Annotated in this window: 14 protein-coding genes and 1 tRNA gene; 11 read left to right on the top strand and 4 right to left on the bottom strand. The window is 37.4% G+C overall.

Annotated features, from left to right (window positions below; genetic code table 11):
* Positions 1 to 3: 3 nt before the first annotated feature.
* From ccmI to RGQ13_RS04015, 7 genes are all read left to right on the top strand, one after another.
* Complete coding sequence (gene ccmI, locus RGQ13_RS03985; protein ID WP_348392267.1) at positions 4 to 1296, top strand: c-type cytochrome biogenesis protein CcmI; 1293 nt, start codon at positions 4 to 6, stop codon at positions 1294 to 1296.
* Between the two features lie 33 nt (positions 1297 to 1329).
* The gene (locus tag RGQ13_RS03990) at positions 1330 to 1941 is read left to right on the top strand and encodes a glutathione peroxidase (protein WP_348392268.1); all 612 of its coding nucleotides are present in this window, start codon (positions 1330 to 1332) and stop codon (positions 1939 to 1941) included.
* Positions 1942 to 1952: 11 nt separating this feature from the next.
* Entirely contained in the window at positions 1953 to 2996 is a 1044-nt protein-coding gene (gene hemH, locus RGQ13_RS03995) for a ferrochelatase (protein ID WP_348392269.1), read from the top strand.
* Between the two features lie 250 nt (positions 2997 to 3246).
* Complete coding sequence (locus RGQ13_RS04000; protein ID WP_348392270.1) at positions 3247 to 4803, top strand: SulP family inorganic anion transporter; 1557 nt, start codon at positions 3247 to 3249, stop codon at positions 4801 to 4803.
* Between the two features lie 70 nt (positions 4804 to 4873).
* A complete protein-coding gene (locus RGQ13_RS04005) occupies positions 4874 to 5011 on the top strand; it encodes a hypothetical protein (RefSeq protein ID WP_348392271.1) in 138 nt (45 codons plus the stop codon).
* A gap of 179 nt (positions 5012 to 5190) precedes the next feature.
* Positions 5191 to 5508, top strand: a complete 318-nt coding sequence (locus tag RGQ13_RS04010) for a DUF1289 domain-containing protein (RefSeq protein WP_348392272.1) — start codon at positions 5191 to 5193, stop codon at positions 5506 to 5508.
* A 141-nt stretch (positions 5509 to 5649) separates the two neighbouring features.
* A tRNA-Phe gene (locus RGQ13_RS04015) sits at positions 5650 to 5725 on the top strand.
* A 500-nt stretch (positions 5726 to 6225) separates the two neighbouring features.
* Here RGQ13_RS04015 and RGQ13_RS04020 read toward each other — a convergent pair.
* Positions 6226 to 6444 carry an EF-hand domain-containing protein gene (locus RGQ13_RS04020; protein ID WP_348392273.1) on the bottom strand — a complete coding sequence of 73 codons (219 nt, stop codon included), beginning with the start codon at positions 6442 to 6444 and terminating at the stop codon, positions 6226 to 6228.
* A 99-nt stretch (positions 6445 to 6543) separates the two neighbouring features.
* Positions 6544 to 8643 (bottom strand): cation:dicarboxylate symporter family transporter, encoded by a 2100-nt coding sequence (locus RGQ13_RS04025; RefSeq protein WP_348392274.1) that lies wholly within the window; start codon positions 8641 to 8643, stop codon positions 6544 to 6546.
* Between the two features lie 231 nt (positions 8644 to 8874).
* Here RGQ13_RS04025 and RGQ13_RS04030 point away from each other — a divergent pair, with 231 nt between their 5' ends.
* On the top strand, positions 8875 to 11061 hold the full coding sequence (locus tag RGQ13_RS04030; protein WP_348392275.1) for a diguanylate cyclase: 2187 nt from the start codon (positions 8875 to 8877) through the stop codon (positions 11059 to 11061).
* 195 nt (positions 11062 to 11256) lie between these two features.
* The gene (gene folD, locus RGQ13_RS04035) at positions 11257 to 12114 is read left to right on the top strand and encodes a bifunctional methylenetetrahydrofolate dehydrogenase/methenyltetrahydrofolate cyclohydrolase FolD (RefSeq protein ID WP_348392276.1); all 858 of its coding nucleotides are present in this window, start codon (positions 11257 to 11259) and stop codon (positions 12112 to 12114) included.
* A gap of 274 nt (positions 12115 to 12388) precedes the next feature.
* On the opposite strand, the gene RGQ13_RS04040 is transcribed toward folD, so the two are convergent.
* A complete protein-coding gene (locus tag RGQ13_RS04040; protein ID WP_348392277.1) occupies positions 12389 to 13888 on the bottom strand; it encodes a CoA-acylating methylmalonate-semialdehyde dehydrogenase in 1500 nt (499 codons plus the stop codon).
* A gap of 192 nt (positions 13889 to 14080) precedes the next feature.
* On the opposite strand from RGQ13_RS04040, the gene RGQ13_RS04045 reads away from it, so the two are divergent.
* The gene (locus RGQ13_RS04045; RefSeq protein WP_348392278.1) at positions 14081 to 14977 is read left to right on the top strand and encodes a LysR family transcriptional regulator; all 897 of its coding nucleotides are present in this window, start codon (positions 14081 to 14083) and stop codon (positions 14975 to 14977) included.
* A 137-nt stretch (positions 14978 to 15114) separates the two neighbouring features.
* On the opposite strand, the gene RGQ13_RS04050 is transcribed toward RGQ13_RS04045, so the two are convergent.
* On the bottom strand, positions 15115 to 16740 hold the full coding sequence (locus RGQ13_RS04050) for a S8 family serine peptidase (RefSeq protein ID WP_348392279.1): 1626 nt from the start codon (positions 16738 to 16740) through the stop codon (positions 15115 to 15117).
* A gap of 732 nt (positions 16741 to 17472) precedes the next feature.
* Between RGQ13_RS04050 and RGQ13_RS04055 the strand changes: the two genes are divergently transcribed.
* A complete protein-coding gene (locus RGQ13_RS04055) occupies positions 17473 to 20610 on the top strand; it encodes a TonB-dependent receptor domain-containing protein (RefSeq protein ID WP_348392280.1) in 3138 nt (1045 codons plus the stop codon).
* Positions 20611 to 20693 lie beyond the last annotated feature (83 nt).

Here is a 20693-nt window from a genome sequence, read left to right on the forward strand (position 1 = left end):
ATTATGACGACACTCTGGATTATTACAGTATTGATACTTATTGCTGCAGCAGCAATTATTTGGCAGCACTTTTTAAAAAGTTCATTGTATAGTGCTAATCAAAGCAATATGCGCGGTCAAACTAATAAAGACCTTTACCATGAACATTTAGCAGAGCTTGAAAAAGATTTGGCTGAAGGTGGTATAGATCAGGAGAATTTTGATTATTTAAAAGAAGAACTTGATCACAGTTTGTTGTTAGATATGAATGCAACAGCAAAAGAAGAGCAAGCAAAAGATAAAGCAACATCATTCATTTGGCCTGCAGTTATAACTGTATTCATAGTTGCTTTCTCTGCGATATATTATCAACAGCATGGCGCTTATGCTGCTGTTGAAATAGGTGCAAGTCAACCAGCCGCTCACTCTCAAGATGAAGAGTCGCAGGCTGAAGCTGTTATCGCACAACTTAAAAAATTGCATAAAGAAGTACAAGATAACCCTAAAAATTCAGATGCCTGGTTTCAAATGGGGCAAATACTAACTCAAGTGGGCGAGTTTGATAGTGCTTTTGTTGCTTTTGGTAAAGTAAATGAAATTGAAGGTGAGCAGGCAGATGTTTTAGCGTTACAAGCTCAGTCGATGTATTACAAAAACAAACAACAACGTAATGAACAAATAGACGAACTGCTTGAAAGAGCACTAATGATTGACCCTTTTGATGCAACGACATTAATGCTAATTGGTATGGATCACTATTTAAATGAGCGCTTCGAACAAGCAGCAGTTTCATGGCAAAAAATCATTGATAATGGTGGTGCTGGAGCAAATACCCAACCATTGCTCGATGCCATTAATGAAGCAAATAACAAAGCTGGAACAAATTCACATGATGGTCATGATCATCCTGAAATAGTTCAGTCGACAGAAAGTCCTGAGCAACAAACAAGTACATCTGTTGAGGGGCCAAGCTTTAGACTAAATGTAAGTTTTTCTTCAAATATTTTCGATGAAGTAAGCAAAGGTGCCGATAAAACGGTATTCATTTATGCGACAGCAGCAAACGGCTCAAGAATGCCTCTGGCGGCAGTAAAATTAAAAGCTAGTGATTTACCTATATCTGTTACTTTAGACAACAGTAAAGCGATGAGTCCACAAGCGAATTTATCATCAACAGATGTTGTTAATGTTTATGCTGTAGTGTCACATTCAGGTACGCCTGGAATGAAGCCTGGCGACTTTAAAGGTGAAATTAGTAATGTGTTGTTAAAGTCTGCAGTAGAGATGAATATAGTAATCGATACAATAGTACAGTAACGTATCGATTATAATTTTCAACTGAGATGATAAATGAATAAATTTATTACATTAATAATAGTAACTACCTTAAGTTTTAATGTACTTGCGCAGCAAGTTATTGCTAGTTCTGAAAGTACAGAAAACACTGGGAAGCAGCAGTTGATTGCTACTCAGTGTCCTGGTTTTTTAAATCATACAATTCGTAAACTTAATTCAAAGCAAACTATCGATATTTGCCAGAAGTTTCAGGGTAAAACTTTTTTGATTGTTAATACTGCAAGTAATTGTGGTTTTACCCCGCAATTTAAAGCGCTTGAAGCTTTATACCAAGAGTATAAAGACCAAGGTTTAGTTATTTTAGGCTTCCCGTCTGATAATTTTTTTCAAGAAGAAGATCTTGAAAAGGACACCGCTAAAGTTTGCTTTGTTAATTATGGTGTAACTTTCCCTATGTTTAATACCATTGAGGTACGTGGTAGTGATGCCCACCCTATATTTGCCCATTTAGGTGAACAAACGGCTTCACCATATTGGAACTTTTATAAATACTTAGTTAGTGCTGACGGCAAAAATATCCAACGTTTTAACTCTAAGACAGAGCCGAAATCAGAACATTTAATAAAAGCAATTGAAGCTCAATTAGCTGTTAATAGTTCATCATAAAGAGAAATTTAATGTCGCGTTTTTCTGCCAACAATAAAAAAATACATCAGAGCAATATCAAAAAAGGGCCTGCAAATACAGGTTCGGTTAAAACTGGAGTTTTACTCTGTAACCTTGGAACGCCGGATGCGCCAACTGCAAGTGCATTGCGCATTTATTTGCGTGAGTTTTTATCAGATCCACGCGTAGTTGAAATACCAAAATTTATTTGGATGATAATTTTGCACGGAATTATTTTAAGAATTCGCCCGGCAAAATCTGCAAAACTATATGAGAGCATATGGACCGAAGAGGGTTCACCTCTATTAAATATAAGCAAAGCACAACAAGTTAAAGTAGCCGAGAAAATTGCACAACAATACGGTGATGAAGTCGAAGTCGTTATTGCTATGCGTTATGGCAATCCTGGCATTACTCAGGCATTACAGGCGATGCAGGCGAAAGGCATAAGCAAAATTATAGCTTTACCTTTATATCCGCAATATGCTGGACCAACTACAGGCTCTACGTTTGATGCTATTACGAAAGAAATTCAGCACTGGCGCTGGGTACCATCATTACACTTTATTTCTAGTTACCATGATCATCCGGGTTATATTGATGCACTTACCAACAGCATTAGTGAACACATTGAGCAACATGGCAAGCCAGAGAAACTAGTCTTTTCATATCACGGCATGCCAAAATTATTTCATACTAATGGTGATCCTTATTTTTGTTATTGTCATAAAACCACACGTTTAGTTGTTGATAAATTAGGTTTAGCAGAATCAGATTACCTGCTAACGTTTCAGTCTAGGTTTGGTAAGGCAGAATGGTTAAAGCCATATACTGATAATTGTTTGAGTGATTTTGCCACACAAGGAATTAAAAAAGTCGCTGTCATCAGTCCTGCATTTAGCGTTGATTGTTTAGAAACATTAGAAGAGTTAGAAGTAGAAAGCCGAAAAGTATTTATTGATGCTGGCGGAGAACAATTTAACTACATAAATGCTTTAAACGACCGAGATGATCATATTTCAGCGATAGTTGATTTGATCAAGGCTCACCTATAAACACAACCTAGTAAGTTTTCCTCTCAGCGAGAATTGGTATAAATCGATTTTAAAGGATTTATTGCTCATTTCTTGCTGTTTTATTGACAAAATCGTCATTAATCTTTAACATCTCGCCACTATTTTTTGAGTAAAAACTTTAATATTGATATTTTTAACTTTCTTTTAAAGAACAATGTTTTACTCAAGTTTTCTGTTTTAGGGCTATATTTATGGTCTTAATACCTACTTTCACAACCGTGAGTTTATAATGTTTGAATTACATGCAAGTAAAGTAACTAGCCTGAAAAATGATGTTTTGTCAGGTTTAACCGTTGCTTTAGCACTCGTACCAGAAGCCGTGGCATTTGCCTTTGTCGCTGGTGTTGACCCTTTAGTGGGACTATACGCCGCCTTTATGGTTGGTTTAATTACCTCTGCCTTTGGTGGGCGTCCGGGTATGATTTCTGGTGCAACAGGTGCAATGGCCGTAGTAATGGTGTCATTGGTAGCATTGCATGGGGTGCAATATTTATTTGCCGCCGTGGTGCTCACCGGTATTTTCCAAATATTTTTTGGGGTATTTAAACTAGGTAAATTTATTCGCCTTGTGCCACATCCGGTGATGCTTGGTTTTGTAAACGGCTTGGCGATTGTAATTTTTCTTGCCCAACTTGGTCAGTTTAAAGTAACAAATGCCGCAGGTGAGCTAGAGTGGATGACAGGTTCTGCTATGTACACTATGGTGGGTTTAATCGCTTTAACTATGGCAATCATTCATTTTTTACCTAAGATAACTAAAGCGGTTCCATCGTCTTTAGTGGCAATTATCGTTGTTACTGCAATTGTATTATTTACGGATATAGATTCTCGTACGGTTATTGATTATGTACGTGATATGACGGGTGATTCAGCTAGTACCTTAGCAGGCGGTTTACCTAGTTTTGCTATTCCATCAGTACCTTTTAATTTTGAAACGTTAATGATTATTTTACCATTTGCTTTAGTGTTGGCGGCGATTGGCTTAATTGAATCATTATTAACTCTTACTTTAATTGATGAACTTACAGAAACACATGGTCAAGCGAACCGTGAATGTGTTGCACAGGGTGCAGCAAATACGGTTAATGGCTTCTTTGGTGGTATGGGCGGTTGTGCAATGATTGGCCAGTCAATGATCAACGTAAACTCTGGTGGGCGAGGTCGTGCTTCTGGTATTACTGCTGCATTAGCATTATTAGGCTTTATATTATTTGCCTCTGGTCTAATTGAAATAATCCCACTTGCCGCATTGGTAGGAGTTATGTTTATTGTTGTTATTGGTACTTTTGAATGGTCTAGTTTACGTATTATGGGCAAAATCCCAAAAGCTGATGCGTTCGTTATTATTTTAGTATCGGGTGTTACAGTAATATCCGATTTAGCTATAGCGGTTATTGTTGGTGTTATAGTTTCTGCTTTAGTGTTTGCATGGCAACATGCAAAACACGTTATTGTAAATCGCTCTATCGACGAGAATGGCTCAACCATTTATGAAGTTAATGGTCCTATCTTCTTTGGTGCGATAACTAGCTTTTTAGAGCAATTTGAACCTCAAAATGATAGCCAAGATGTCATCGTTGAATTTAAGAATTCTCGTGTTGCTGATCATTCTGCTCTTGAAGCTATAGATACTTTAGCTGAACGTTATAAGAGCCGCGGCAAAACGCTACATCTTCGCCATTTAAGCCCTGAATGTCGCACTTTATTGACTAAAGCAGGTGACTTGGTAGAAGTTAACTATATTGAAGATCCAAGCTACCATGTAGCCTCAGACAAGCTTGATTAAAGCTTGTTGTTGACTGAGTTTGAACAATCTTAAAGGGGCTATTATTGCCCCTTTTTTTACATCAGGGAAGATGGAATGTCGACTTGCCATGGATGGCAATAAAGTCGACTCATATCAGGGAAGATGGAATGTCGACTTGCCATGGATGGCAATAAAGTCGACTCATATCAGGGAAGATGGAATGTCGACTTGCTATGGATGGCAATAAAGTCGACTCATATCAGGGAAGATGGAATGTCGACTTGCCATGGACCCCTCCATCACATCCTTGTGAATTATGGCTTAAAATTGATTCGTTTCGGGGAATGCTATAATATTTAACGTACACTTATTAAGAGTGCTGTAAATAGTAAGCTTGTTTAAATGAATTAGCAGTAAAGGTTATTAATGCAAGATCTGCAACTCGATTTTTTTGACGTACCAAGCCCATGTCGTGGCGTTTGCAAATCTGATGATAAAGGATATTGTCAGGGGTGCTTTCGTTCAAGAGAAGAGCGCTTTGGTTGGAAAGAATTGAATAATTCAGAAAAACAACGAGTGATAAAATTATGCATACAAAGGGAAAAACGTCGCACAGCACCGGCAAAAGTTAAAGTTGAAGAGCCAGTTCCACTTATTGTACAACCCTCCTTATTAGATCCTCAGCCAGATAACAGAATTTGCAGTGCAATTGATGAAGATGATTTTGGCGATTTCGAATTATAGTCTTAAAGTAGATCAATATAACAACGCTTCGTTTGAATAATAAGCAAGCGCAAATTATTATCTAAAAATTAGTTGATAAGCTGCTAAATGCGCTATATCATACGCGCTCTTTCAGGAAAAACATTTAATTTTTCATTGAAAGCCCCGATAGCTCAGTTGGTAGAGCAGCGGATTGAAAATCCGCGTGTCCCTGGTTCAAATCCGGGTCGGGGCACCATATTTCGAAAGCCCAATCTTATGATTGGGCTTTTTTCGTTTAAACAGTTTACAACACAACAAAACTTTCCTAACTTTAAATGTAATTGGTATTATTACTAAAAGGTATTTGTTTGCTGTTTACTAAAATACGCTATGGTTTATTGGTCTTCTTATTATTCATGTTGGGCTTATATTTATCTATATACAATGCCATTTTTGTTCTTTTAAGCATTCCTTTTATTTATCAACTCTACTATGTGCCATTAAATTATCTTCATTATAAGTGCTTCAAACGTGAATTAATTATACCAATACCATCTAGACAGGTTAAATATTATGCTTGGTATCAATATTTTGGTTTTATTGGTTTTGTGGTGTATTGGTTTTATATGTGGCAAGGTTTAGGTGAGGTAGCGAATTGTTTATCGGGATTTCCACATTGGTATAGTCGTTATTCATTCTGTGGTAATGAGTAAAGCCAATAGAGACCTATTGGCTATGTATTTTTCTGATGAGTTCTTATAACGCTAAATCTATGAGCATTTCGATTAATTCATCTTTAGAAATTGAATTATCGTGATTCTTATCAAACTTGTGGAATATAGTTTCGCACATGCGAATACCTTTTTCTTTTAACAGACAGTCAATTAATTCAACAAACTCAGAGCGATTAATTACACCGTCTTTATCTTCATCGAATACTTCAAATAATTCATCTGCCCAGTCTTTAATTTGCATGTTTTATCCTTGCAATGGTGCTTTTTTGTTAATGTATAATGATTCATTATAAATTGAAATAGCCATTATGTAACAAATTTCGTTATTTCGACTAAATCCTCATTTTATATATATACTTGGCTCTTCGTTTTCAATCCAATATTTAAATAATGCATCTATGGTTTTGCTACGTTTTTTCATCGCTATCCAATGACTAATAAATCGTTCAAAAGCCAAATCACCAGTGGCAACAGGAAAAGCGATGTCAATGGCAGGAGCAATAGGCTTAGGCATAACAACAGCATAATCTGGATATAACAAGGTCCAGGCTGAAGCCCCTGCAGCACCATACATCATTGCATCAATGCTTTCTCCTTGTTCTTTGAACATCAGCCTTGGAGTCGACAACTCCCAAACTTTGTTATTAGGCATATTTTTTTGAATTGATTGTTCATAGAAGTAAGCTTCAGGAATACCTATTGTTAACGTCTTATTATCAATAATATCTCGCCAAAAGGTAAATTTTCGTCTATCTGTATCTCTAACTAAGAATGAAAAGGGCTCAGCTGTATACGGAGAGGTTAAGCTATATTCTAATAAACTTTCGGGCGTGACCGGAATTCCAGAGACAATATCTAAATAGCCATTAGATAATAATTGCTTAGTTTGATTACGATAAATAAGAACAAACTCTATGCTAACTCCAAGTTCTTGTGCCAATAAATGGCCTAGCTCTATGTCCAAACCGACTAACTTACCGTCTTTATTTTGAAAAGCGTAAGGGAGTGAATCACGGTAATAGCCCATGCGAATAATGCCAAGTTGCTTAATTTTATCAAGCGTTTGAGAGCGTTTTCCGAAAGGGCCTGAAATAACTGCAGGCTCTTTTAAATATCTAGATTCAGCCGCAGGTAATAAAAGATCTCGATTGATGAATTTTTCGTAGCCTTGATACGGGTGACTAATTGAATTAAAGGTTACGCTTAGTAATAAAAAAATTAACGCTGTAGCAATGGGCGTAGCTGCGGCTAAAATAGCGAATGGTTTAATATAAAATTTGACCTTATTCATCACTAGTAAGGTAACCAATAAACTCATAACAGTAATAAACATCACAGATAACAGCGCCCCTAAACGGGAAATAACTAACTGCTCTGCAACTATAAACAAGTCAAACATACTTGCCGATATATTAACGCTGTCGAGTAGATTAGGCACCGCTATCATACTTGAACCAAATAGTTGCATAACCGCGAAAATCATCAAACCAGGGTAGTCTGTTACATGTACCGACTCGCCAGAAAACCATCCCGCAAATAAGACAAATAAAATAGCCAGTAATTTACCGCCAATGGGTAGACTAAAAGAAATGGGGACGATAACTGAAGGTATACGCTTTGCATCATTATGCATTTTAGCGTAATCAAATAGTTGTCTTTTCACGCTTTGTGCAATTAATGGCAATACGATAAAAATGCTGCCCGTAGCGAAGGCGGTTATAAGAGCATCTTTTGCGGTCAAAACCACTTGTTTGTATGTTAATGGCGTAATGATGGCAACTAATAATGGCAATACGACAAAGCTAAGGAGTAAAACAACACATGCAGAGGTAGCTATATAAATCATCAACCCGTCTAATTCATCGGGTTTTATTGTAGCAGACGCTTGTAGAGCAATAGCAAAAACGCCTATTGGAGCAAACTTCATTACGAAGTTAGTGACCAATGTTAGAGCTTCTCGTAAGTCTTTAAATATATATAATGTACGTCTTTTGTTTTCTAATCCGATAAACCCAAGACCAATGAATATACTAAATATCACTACCGCAGGAATTATTGCTTGCGCATAAGCATTAAAAGGGTTTGCCGGCAGAAATAGTTCTAGGATGTTTTGTTCACTTATTGAAACTTGATTAGAAGCACTATAAAAAGCAGCTGCACTCCAATCTGGAAAAGCTAAGGGTGATAAACCAATAAAGAGCAGCACGATACTTGATAAAATAAGTAATGTTGAACCGCCAAATTTAACTAACTGTTTTCCTTGTTTGCGACTCATACTGCCAATGCCATATATTAAAGATACAGAAATATAGGGTAATGCAGTCATCTGCATTAACATCACAAATCCTTGCCCGGTTAAGTCAACTATGGGTAAAGTGAATTGTGTGGTAAAGCCTATAAGAAGGCCAAGAAACATTGCTATTATTATTTTATTAGCCAATTATTTTCCTTTTATTTTCAGTATAAATGCATATTAACGTGATTCGAACGTAACTTTCTTATTATAAACAATTAATTATAGTTTATGAGTAGTTGAAAAATATAAATTTTAATAACAACTAAAATCCCGCACTTTCAGTGGTTACGGGTGTTTAACAACCATTATTTTTCTGCTATGTTATTAATTAATGTGTAAATCATTGAAAATAAATAGAATAATAAAACAAAAAAAATGCTGAATACCTCATTTAAATACTTTAAAGAGCAATTTAAACCATTACTATGCGTTTTGGTTATTTCTGCTGTTGGTTTTTTGCTAAATTTATATCCCATCCCATTATTCTCAAATATCCATTTAATTTTAGGTAATGTAGCCTTTGTTATCATTGCTATGCGATTTGGGGTTCTATATAGCTTATTGTCGGCAATGATAGTTGCGACCGCATTTGTTATTTCTTTTGCGCATCCGTTTGGTTACATAATTTATGGTTTCGAAGCAGTATTTATAGCTCTATTGAGAAAGCGCGGCTGGTATGTACTTTATGCAGATCTATTATATTGGATAGTAATAGGTATGCCATTAACTGCTTTAGTGTTAAATCAGCTTAGCGACATGCCTGAACAATTATTTTTGTTAACCATCACAAAGCAAGCATTCAACGGCTTGGTTTATACGTGTTTGGCTGGGTTAATTGTATATTTTTTTCCTAAGACGTTTGCTTTTAAATACAGACAACAGCCTAGAGTTTTACGCTCTTTTAAAGCGCAATTAGTATATGCAACAACTCTTATTATTACATTCTCTATTATGGCGACTTCAATTTTTGTTACTCATAGTGTGATCAATAGCCAACACGAGATACTCGAAAAAAGTATTGGAGAACATAAGCAATATTTAAAATTATCTGCTAATAGATTTATTGAAAAATATGAACAAGTGATTGAAAATGCCGCAAACAACTTATCCTTGCAACACAAGGATAATGCTGTGCAACAACACTTTTTATCGGAATATCATGATTTATATCCAGAGTTTCGAACTATGTTTATTAGCAATAACGAAGGTAATGTTACTGCTATGTCACCATTAACTATGCTAGCGCAGTTAAAAGATCAAAATAAAATACCTAACGTGAACTTTCGCAAATATTTTCAAGTAAGTATTGGAACTGATGATGTTTATGTTTCAGAAGCAATAGAAGGAAAGGGGTTTGGCCAAGATACAATTGTTTCTATCAGCAAATCGTTTTACTTTCAAAATGAAGAATCTAAAAGTGGCATTGTTCAAGGATCACTTAACTTAACAAAGTTTGAACGCATCATTCCCGATAATTTAGTTAATGAAATATCTTATGTGATAACCGGGCAAAATAATCATATTATTTATGCATCTTCTAAGCTAAACCTTGATGTTAAAAAGCCATTTAACTATCAAGATAAAAGGGATTTAACCTTTAAAAATACCGGCTTAGTCGAATTGTTCAATCAAAACACAGAAGAACATTTAGATTACTTTTTAACGCAAGATTTGCTTAAAAATGGTTGGAACATTTATGTGTTACTTGATTCAAACAAAGTCATCAATACTGTTGAACGTGAGTATTTATTGATATTTAATTTACTCTTTCTCGCATTTTTAATTTCAATTAGTTTAGCGCAGAGAATAGGTGAGCAAATTACCAAACCATTAAACTTTATTATTAAACAATTGCAGAGTTTTGAAGTAGACAATGGTTTTATATTCCGACCTTTATATTCAAATTCAGCGAAGGAAATTGTCATTCTGTATGATGAACTGCAGCGTAATAAAAATGAAATTAATAACTACCAGAACAAATTGGAAAAAGAAGTCGAACAACGTACTAATGAATTACAAGTTGCTAATGAAAAACTTACTCAACTTGCTCAAAAAGATGGTTTGACGCAGATATATAATCGCCGCTATTTTGATGAACATTTTGGTTTATTTCAAAAAATGGCATTGCGAAGTAATAATAACTTAGCAGTCGTGATACTGGATATAGATAAGTTTAAGAAGGTGAATGATATTCATGGCCATTTAATTGGTGATGAATGTTTGAAAATACTTGCTTCAATTTTAATGAAAGAATTTTCTAGAAGTACTGATCTAATTGCTCGCTATGGCGGCGAAGAATTCATACTTGTAATTAATCAAATTTCTGAGAAAAATCTCGACTATAAACTCGAGAAACTACGAAAAACAATTGCCAGCACCATTATGTATAACCAAAAACATGAAGGTTTTAAATTAACAGCAAGTTTTGGAGCAATTATAGCACCAGCTACTTTTAGCGAAGAGGTCAAAGATTGGATAAAGGTCGCAGACTTATGTCTATATAAAGCGAAAAATTCCGGTCGAAACAACGTCAAAATAGAAAGTTTCTTGGGGTTATTCTAAACATTCGATCATAACTGACTTGGGTTTTGTTGTTTTAGACTTAAGTTTCAACTGGTCTAATGCTGCGCAAATTGTTAATTTATCACTTGCACCAATTCGATTAAATTTATTCCCTCTGAGTAGCAGTTAACTTAATCGATTTGCTATTTAACAATCAAAACGTGTATTAATTACGCAATTATTTAGGAGTTGAAAATGAACATTGATGGTAAACAAGCCGCGGCTGATCTTAGAGTCAAGTTAACAAAAGAAGTCGAAAGTCTTAAAGCTGAAAGAGGCATTACTCCAGGCTTAACGGTTGTTTTAGTTGGTGATGATCCTGCTAGCCAAGTTTATGTTCGTAACAAAGTAAAACAAACCCGTGAAGTAGGCATGATTTCAGATGAGATCCGCCTTGATGAGGACACTACTGAAGAAGCTCTGTTAGCAACTCTTGCCAAGCTTAACAACGATGAGAATGTACATGGCATTTTAGTGCAGTTGCCTCTGCCAAAGCATATTAATGAAGAAAAGATTATTGCAACAATCAAGCCTGAAAAAGATGTTGATGGCTTTCATGCGATGAATTCTGGCCGTTTATTAAATGGTGAAAAAGGTGCGTTAGTACCATGCACTCCTCAGGGGTGTGTTATTTTAGCCAAACGCCATTTAGGTGATGATTTATCAGGTAAGCATGCGGTAATTATTGGCCGTTCAAATATAGTTGGTAAACCGGTAAGTATTTTATTTTTACAAGAAAACTGTACGGTAACTATTGCTCACTCTCGTACGCAAAATCTACCTAGCATGTGCCGTCAGGCAGACATATTAGTTGCTGCTGTTGGTCGCCCTGAAATGGTGAAAGCTGATTGGGTCAAACCTGGTGCCACTGTGATTGATGTGGGCATTAACCGTATTGAACGTGATGGTAAAAATAAATTGGTTGGTGATGTTGATTTTGATGACGTTTCAGCAGTTGCTGGCGGCATCACACCCGTACCTGGTGGAGTAGGCCCAATGACTATTGCTTGTTTATTAAAAAATACAATAGAAGCAGCAAAGATTTACGGATGAAACAATAGCTTCAAGGTTAAAAGAATTCAAGAATTCAAGAATTCAAGGATTCAAGGATTCAAGGATGTAAGGCATAAGGTTTGAATTGTGCAGCTTTACAGCCATACAGCTTTAATGCTTAGATCAAAAACGCCGCAAATAATGCGGCGTTTTTTACTTCAAGGATGAAGGAATGCAAATCGCCATGGACAGTTCTTTCACATCCATGTGAACACTGCATTCATTACATCGTGTAAATCATGGCAGTAGATTTGTAATTCAATCTTTAAAGTTATTAAAGGCTGATAGTTGTATGAACTTTTTCACCTTCAACGTGATCCGGTTCAAACCAGCGAGCAGTTACTGATTTAGTTTGTGTCCAAAATTGAATTACCTGCTTTCCGTTAGGACCTAAATCACCTAACTTTGATGCACGAGAACCAGTGAAAGAGAAAAATGCTACTGGTACAGGAATTGGTACATTGATACCAATTTGGCCAACATCAATATCATTTTCATATTTACGTGCAACATAACCTGAAGACGTAAATATTGAAGTTCCGTTACCATTAGGATTGGCATTAATAATTGCGATAGCTTCGTCTAATGTTTCAACCTCTAAAACACATAAAGCCGGACCAAATATTTCTTGTGTATAAATGTCCATATCAGTAGTTACGCCAGAAAACATAGTTGGACCAACAAAGTTACCATTTTCATAACCCGGTACAACAACATTACGACCATCAACTAATAGATTAGCGCCTTGTTCAACACCAGAATCAAGTAGCTTGATAATGCGTTGTTTTGCTTGTGGTGAAACAACAGGACCTAAATCAGCTTCACGGTTTGTACCCGCATCAATTACCATAGTTTTAGCACGTTCAGCAATTTCAGGTAACCAGTTGCGAGCTTCACCAACTAAAATCGTTACCGGGTTAGCCATACAACGTTGACCGGCTGCACCAAAGGCTGAACCTAGTAAATCGTTAATTGCACGGTCTTTATTTGCATCTGGCATGATAACCATATGGTTTTTAGCGCCCATCATACATTGTGCACGTTTACCATGCTTACTCGCGTGGTTATAAACATGAGTACCAACACCGGTAGAACCAATAAATGAAACCGCTTTAACAGCATCATGTTCGATAATGCGGTTAACAACATCAGGTCCACCGTGAACAACGTTAAGAACGCCCGCTGGGACACCCGCTTCTAGTGCAAGCTCAACCATTAACATAGTTGAAGAAGGATCTTGCTCTGAAGGCTTTAATACAAATGTGTTACCACAAGCAATTGCTGCAGGAAACATAAAGGCAGGTAACATTACCGGGAAATTAAATGCGGTTATGCCAGCACCAACACCCAGCGGTTTGTTTATTGTATAAACATCAACACCAGTTGCAGCATTGTTAGCCATTTCACCAAGTTGCAAACGAGTAATTGAACAGGCATTTTCGACAGCTTCTAAAGCACGACCAACTTCACCTTCGGCATCAGGTAATGTTTTACCATGCTCAAGAGTGATTAATTTTGCAATTTCAACGGTATTAGCTTCAAGCAACTGTTGGTACTTAAGCATAATGCGCATACGTTTTGTTATTGAAACCTTGCTCCAAGTTTTAAATGCTTGTTCAGCACTTTCAATAGCAGCATCCACTTCTTCAAGTGTTGCCATTGGCACTTGTGCTACAACTTCTTGTGTTGCTGGGTTTAATACATCTAGCCACTGTTCAGATTGTGAAGTAACTTTTTCACCACCAATAATTAGTGGAATTTGACGAATTGACATTGCTCGCTTCCTTTTACCGTATGTGTTAACTGCCATTGCTCTTATGCCTTGGCTTTATAATTGTGCTTAGGATAGACGCTTACCTAAACGTTAACAAGGCTATAGATGCAAGGTCTTGTTGCAAATATGCAAGACGATAGGTTTTTGCTTTGTTACACTGTTATAGTAAAAACTTAACCGGATTGATATTTAATGAATTGGGACGATATAAAAGTATTCTTACAAGTTGCCCGAACTGGCAAGCTTGCATTGGCTGCTAGAAACCTAAAAGTAGACTCATCAACAGTCTCCAGACGCTTGCATTATCTAGAAAAATCACTAGAAGTAAGCTTATTTGAGCGAGGGGCAGAAGGCCATTTATTAACTGTTGAAGGTCAACAATTAATGCAAACTGCCAAGCGTATGGAGCAAAACCTGCAATCTTCGGTTGCATCATTGCAAGGTATCAATAAAGGCGATTCGGGTAATGTTCGCCTTGGTACTACGGAAGCTTTTGGGAGTTTTTTTCTGGCGACTAAAATGCGAGAATTTGCCAATTTAGCACCAAAAATCAATGTCGATATTCTTACCTTTTCCAGGCAGGTGAACCTTACTCGTTATGAAGCTGACATTGCAATTAATGTTGGTAAACCAGATAAAACCTCTATGGTAGTAACTAAACTCTGTGATTATCGTTTAAAGCTATATGCCAGCAATATTTATTTAAGAAATAACCCGATCACTAAAAAATCAGATTTGAATCAGCAAAGCTGGATAGCTTACGTTGAGCATCTTGATTTTAGTGATCAAGTATCGCATGTTAAAGATTTAGCCCCTGATGTTGTGCCAATACTAAAAAGCTCTAGTGTTATCAGTCAGTACTTAGCGGTAAAAAGTGGTTTAGGTATTGCGGTATTACCGTGTTTTATGGCGGATTTGGATCCTGAATTAAAACCACTGCTGGACGATGAAATTGATATTGTACGGCAGTTTTATTTGATGGCGCAAGCGGACAGAAAACGGATTGCGCGAGTAGAAATGTTATGGGATTTTATTAAAAAAACAGCAAAGGCTAACCAACTGCTTTTGATGGGAAGTAAGCGGGTATAATTTTAATGCTTCTTCCTAAAATACGTTATAAAAAGCCGGCGATGAGCCGGCTTGTTTACTTCAAGGAAGAAGGAAAGAAAATCGCCACGGACGGCGATAGATTTGTAACTTGTCCCTTTAAACCTTGTTAACCAAGATTAACGACATCTAGGTCCATTACCTTTACACGGCTCTGGTTCTGGCTCTGGCTCTGGATCTGGAGTAGTACCACAACCATTCGTTGTTAAATACGCGTCAGCAGCAGCGGCTTTAACGATACCATGACCAAAGTAAACGTCCTTTCCTGTAGCGCCAGCATCTTCAGCCGTTGCTTTAAGAGCATTACGAATATCAGTACCAGAACACTCGCTATGGTTTGACCAAACTAACGCAGCAAGGCCAGATACTGCAGGAGTGGCCATCGAAGTACCGCTCATATAACCATAATTACTTGTGCCAATAGATATGTCAGCAGAGTTGGCTGCTAATAAAGCTGTTCTGTCTTCATATGCGGCCCCAATTGCTGGAATTGTTGTTGCATTGGTATCACCTAATGTGCCGTATAACATACCAGCTTCATTATTAATGATTATTGCACCAATACCACCAGAGTTTTCGCAGTTTAGCACTTTGTCATGGAATGAAATCGCACCGCGATCAATCATACAAATATTACCGTTAGCGCCACCATCAGTAGCTTCACCAGTTCCCATATAATATGTATTACCAGCGGCTGAACCAGAGTTCTCCATTGCTGAAGATGCAAAAGAAGCGTCATCGGCTGTAAGGTTTGCACTAGTTGCCATGCCAGCAGGGTAAGTAGATAAAGTATCTACACCGCCAGCAGTAACTTCGACACAAATGTTTTCATTGCTTGTCGCTTTTTTACCGCGTCCAGAAGTACAGCTAGGAAATTGTGAGAAATCTGCAATTTGGTTATCGGCATCATTCGCACCAATCATCATTACTGATTCATAGCCAGCAGGATATGAACGCACGTTATTACCATCATTACCTGCTGCGGCAACGACTAAACCACCGTTAGTAACAAAATTGGCAAAAGCGTTTGATTCGGTATTATTTGAACCGCCACCACCTAAACTCATTGAGATGATGTTAGCACCTGCACCTGCACATAAGTTTGCCGCTTGCGCTAAATCTGATGAATAACCCCAACCATCTGCATTAAACACTTTGATGATGTGCAAATCGACACCTGGAGCCATACCAACAACACCCACATTATTATCGGCAGCGGCAACAGTTCCCGCAACATGTGTACCATGTGGACCACCATTTTCATCCCAATTACCTGTACCGCTATCGTTATCACCAGTGATGTTACCCCAAACAAAATCCTGGTTTGAGCGATCCAATCCTGAATCAATAATACAAACTTTCATACCTGCTTGGCTATTAAAGGTCACTTGATTTGCTTGTGATTGGTACACAGCATATGGTGTAAGTTGCTCTGTCATCGCGTTACCACCATCGTCAGCATAAGCTGATAAAGGCATACGACGTTGATCTTCTTCAACCAATTTAACGTGCGGATTATTTAATAATCCCTTTACACTGGCCAAATCTTTACCTTTAAATGATGCGGCAATAAAGCCATTTGCATCTACATGTAATTCACCACCAAGTTTTTTAGCAAGTGCTTTCACCACACCTTTTTTGTTGTTGTCTACTTGAATGATGTATCGGTCGTCAGCTGCATGTGCAGTAAAAGCTGTTGCTACAGAAATAGCGATAGCTGAGGTTAAGAAATTAGATAATTTCAATGTGTTACTCCCAATTAATTATAATTTTTATAAGTGATATATCTGAAAATATATCTATCCCGTTTATTGTTAAAGTTTTGTTAACGGAATTTTTGAACCATTTCAGTGTAGGGCCAAAAAAAATAAATATTAGGGGCTAAGGTAGAACAAAAAGTTTCTGCTTATAACTAATTGTAATATGCTGATTTTACGTAGTTTTATTAGGTATTCATAAGGCGAAAGTTGCACTTTTTAGCAATTAAGTTTGCACTGTTTTGTTTTATATAGATTTTGTTTTTATAGTTGTTTTTTTGTACAAAGACGCGTAGCCATCTATACGGAAATAGTTACGCAAAATAACTAAATTTATATTCAACTAAAAAGTTGGGCGAAAATGATTTTTTAATATAAAAAGTTAAAAATAATTTTAAATTTTTATTTTTGACTAATGATTTTATGTTGAGTTATTTCAAATTTAGCTTCTAAAATTGAAAAAGCTGAGTCAATAATTCGAGAGTTACTGTAAAAACTTGTTTACACGTAAATTAGGCTGAACTCTACAGGTTAGGGAGTTTTTTTCAAGTAAAAGCTGTTTCTATTGATAAACAGAAATGTAACAAGAGATGTTAATAAGTTGTAAATATCAAATTGTAGAGTATACCTATATATGTAGCTTTAATTAATATAATTAAAGCAAGTAGTTACAAAATATAAATAAAATATAAAAATAACTATACAACAGGGAAAAATATTATGTCTTATAAGTTTAATTTAGGAAGCTTAGGGATAGCTGTATCTATCGCACTAAGTAGCCAAGCTGCAATAGCAGCCGAAGAAGTAACCGCAGAAGAAGAAGACGTTGAACGAATTACCGTAACCGGTTCCCGCCTTAAAAAAGCCGAATTTTCAGATGCCGCTCCCATTCATGTTATTAAAGGTGAAGATGCCTTAAAATCTGGCGTGCGTACGGTAGCTGAATTATTGCAAAATACTTCTATGGTGAATGGTAAACAATTCGATAGTTCCTTTAACTCTAACTCAGGTAACTCAAATGCTTCTGAGCCACCGCCAAGTGGTGGTGTCGGTTCTTCGAACATTGGTTTGCGCGGTTTAGGACCAGAGCGAACGTTAATATTAATTAATGGCCGTCGTCTTGGTTCTTCTGGTGTGCGTGGTGCACCTTCGCAACCTGATTTAAGTTTAATCCCTGTTAATATGGTCGACCGGGTAGAGGTCATCACCGAAGGTGCTTCTTCTATTTATGGTGCAGATGCAGTTGCTGGTGTTATTAACGTTATATTAAAAGAAAGCTTTGATGGCTTTGAAGTCTCAGGTAGTGTTTCAGATACCGCTGATGGTGGTGGTGAAGAGAAAGATTTCTCTTTTATCACTGGTTTTGAAGGTAAAAAGGCCAAGTTTGCCTTTTCTGCATCTTATTATGAGCGTGAACGTGTCGCAGTAAAAGATCGGACTAACTGTATTAAAAAAATATTTAGACATGACGATGGTCAAAAAACCTCAGTCTGTTCCAGTCGTTTCTGGGATAATACCATGTTAGATCTTACTGGTAATATTACTGCAGGTTTAACTGATGATATTGCTATTTTCTATACACCAGGAATGACAGATATTGGTGTGCCTGGCTTTAGTTCCGCACTAAACTTACCTATTCCTTCTGATCCAAATGTGGCAATTACCAGTGCCAATCAACGTAACCGCCGCATATTTTCTGATCAACACCATGATGGTGTCGATCGCATGGAAGCCGACTTAATATCACCAATGACCCGATTTTCGGTTGCCGTTAATGGTTCATATTCGCCAGATTTATGGGGCGGAGAAGAAGAAATTTTCTATGAAAGTTATTTTTTCCATCGTCATTTAACCAGTCTCGCTTCAACCGAGCAAATATTTCCGGGCGTCGCTCCAACGATCCCGCAGGAAGACGCCAATGGCAATATCATTGTCGATGGTACTGGTGCGCCGATACTCGTAGATAACCCGTTAAGCCCATTCTCAGAAGAAGTGTCTAACATTTTAACGTTAGAAGATTTGCCTCAAGAGCGTGATGTTGAGTTGAACCATTTCCGTTTTGTTACCGGTTTGCGCGGTGAATTTACCAGTGACTGGCTAGAAAAAAATGGTTGGTCTTATGAAATGTTTGTTTCTTACGACCGTGGTGTTGGTAAACAAGATCAACCAGTCATGAATGAATCTAACTTGGCGTTAACGTTAGGTACTTTGCGTTTAGATGTTGATGGTAACCCAATTTGTGGTGTTAGCGCACCCGCTGGTCTTGGCTTTATTACTGCGAATGAATGTGTGCCGGTTAACTTTTTTGCCGACTCGATTTTTACCGGGGGTGAATATGGTGGTGGTACCTTTGCTACTCAAGCAGAGAAAGATTTCCTTATTGGCACGCGAATGAACTCTACCACAGTTGAACAATCAATGGCTTCGGCATTTGCTACAGGTGAATTGTTTGATTTTGATTCAGGTGGAGCAACAACAATCGCTTTAGGTTTTGAAGTTAGGAAAGATAGAATTCAATCTGAAGGTGATATGCTTGGTTCTACCGGCTTAGTTGCTGCAGAGAACCCGTTAACTGAAGGACCAACAGTAGGTTCTCGTACGGTTACCGATGTATTCGCTGAAGTTTCAATGCCAATTATTACCAATGCAAATTGGGCAGAATTGTTAGAAGTAGAAGCGGCTGTACGATATACCGACGAGTCTAACTTTGGCAATGAAACTACCTATCGTGGTCGTGTTACCTATATGCCAACAGAAGCGTGGTTGGTATCGGGTTCATATGGTACATCATTTAGAGCACCTAATTTACGAGAACAATTTTTAGCGGATCAATTTGGCGGTGTATCCGGTAGTGCCGATCCATGTGCTGTGACTGAAGACATGCAAACCAATAGTGCCTACGATCCAAGCAAAGAAAATCGCTCTGCGACCATCTTAGCCAATTGTGATGCGCAAGGTGCCGACTGGACGCAAATCGGTTTAAGTGGTGTACCAACCATTCCAACCTCAGCCAGTGGTAATGCACAAGATCTAAAACCAGAAACGTCTGAGAATATTACCGCGTCATTAAAATGGACGCCAGATTTTGATGGTTTTGATCTAAACATAGGTGTGACTTACTGGAGTTTAGAAGTTGAAGATACTATTCGTACAATAGATGCTGCAACAATCCTGAAACGTTGTTTTGATGCAGAAAATATGGACAGTCCTTTCTGTCCGCGAATTGAACGTGAGCAAGGCAGCAAACCTGCTGCATTAAATTTCCCAACACTTGTCGATAATTCGTTCTTAAATATTGGTGAAGAAACGTCAAAAGGTGTTGATGTTAATACGCAATTTGGCACGACATTAGGTGATGTATTTGGCTCTGCAGTTGAGTTTTCCTGGAGTAACCAATATACGCTACAAACAGAACGTGAGTTAACCATCTTTAAAGGCGAAGAGGCTATAGATCTACTTGAAACTTTTGGTACCCCTGAACATCGTTTAGTGTCTACCTTTAATTTTACAAGTGGTGCTTGGAACTGGTTGATAATTGCTAACTACATGTCGAGCACAGGAGCTGAAGAATCTGTACGTGAAACAGCCAACTGTGATTTGTTTATAACCAACGAAGAACTCGTAGGCAAACCGCAAACAGTCCCTGTATGTGATGCCGATAGTGCGGTGTATTTTGATACTTCATTAACCTATAGTGGCGAAGATTTTGCCGTTACCTTAGGTATGAATAATGTTATGGATACAGAGCCTGAATTGGTCGATATTTCTGCCGGTTCTAACCGCGGTAACATGGTGACTTCATCAGGATATGACTTACTAGGTCGCTCTTACTTCTTAAATGCAACATACCGCTTTTAAAGGTTAAAAATATAGTCGCTTAAAAAGCAAAGTTGAAAGCCAGTTGTAAATTGCAACTGGCTTTTTTTTTCTAATTCAGGGAA

The sequence above is a fragment of the Thalassotalea psychrophila genome, from assembly GCF_031583595.1.
GTDB lineage: Bacteria > Pseudomonadota > Gammaproteobacteria > Enterobacterales > Alteromonadaceae > Thalassotalea_A > Thalassotalea_A psychrophila.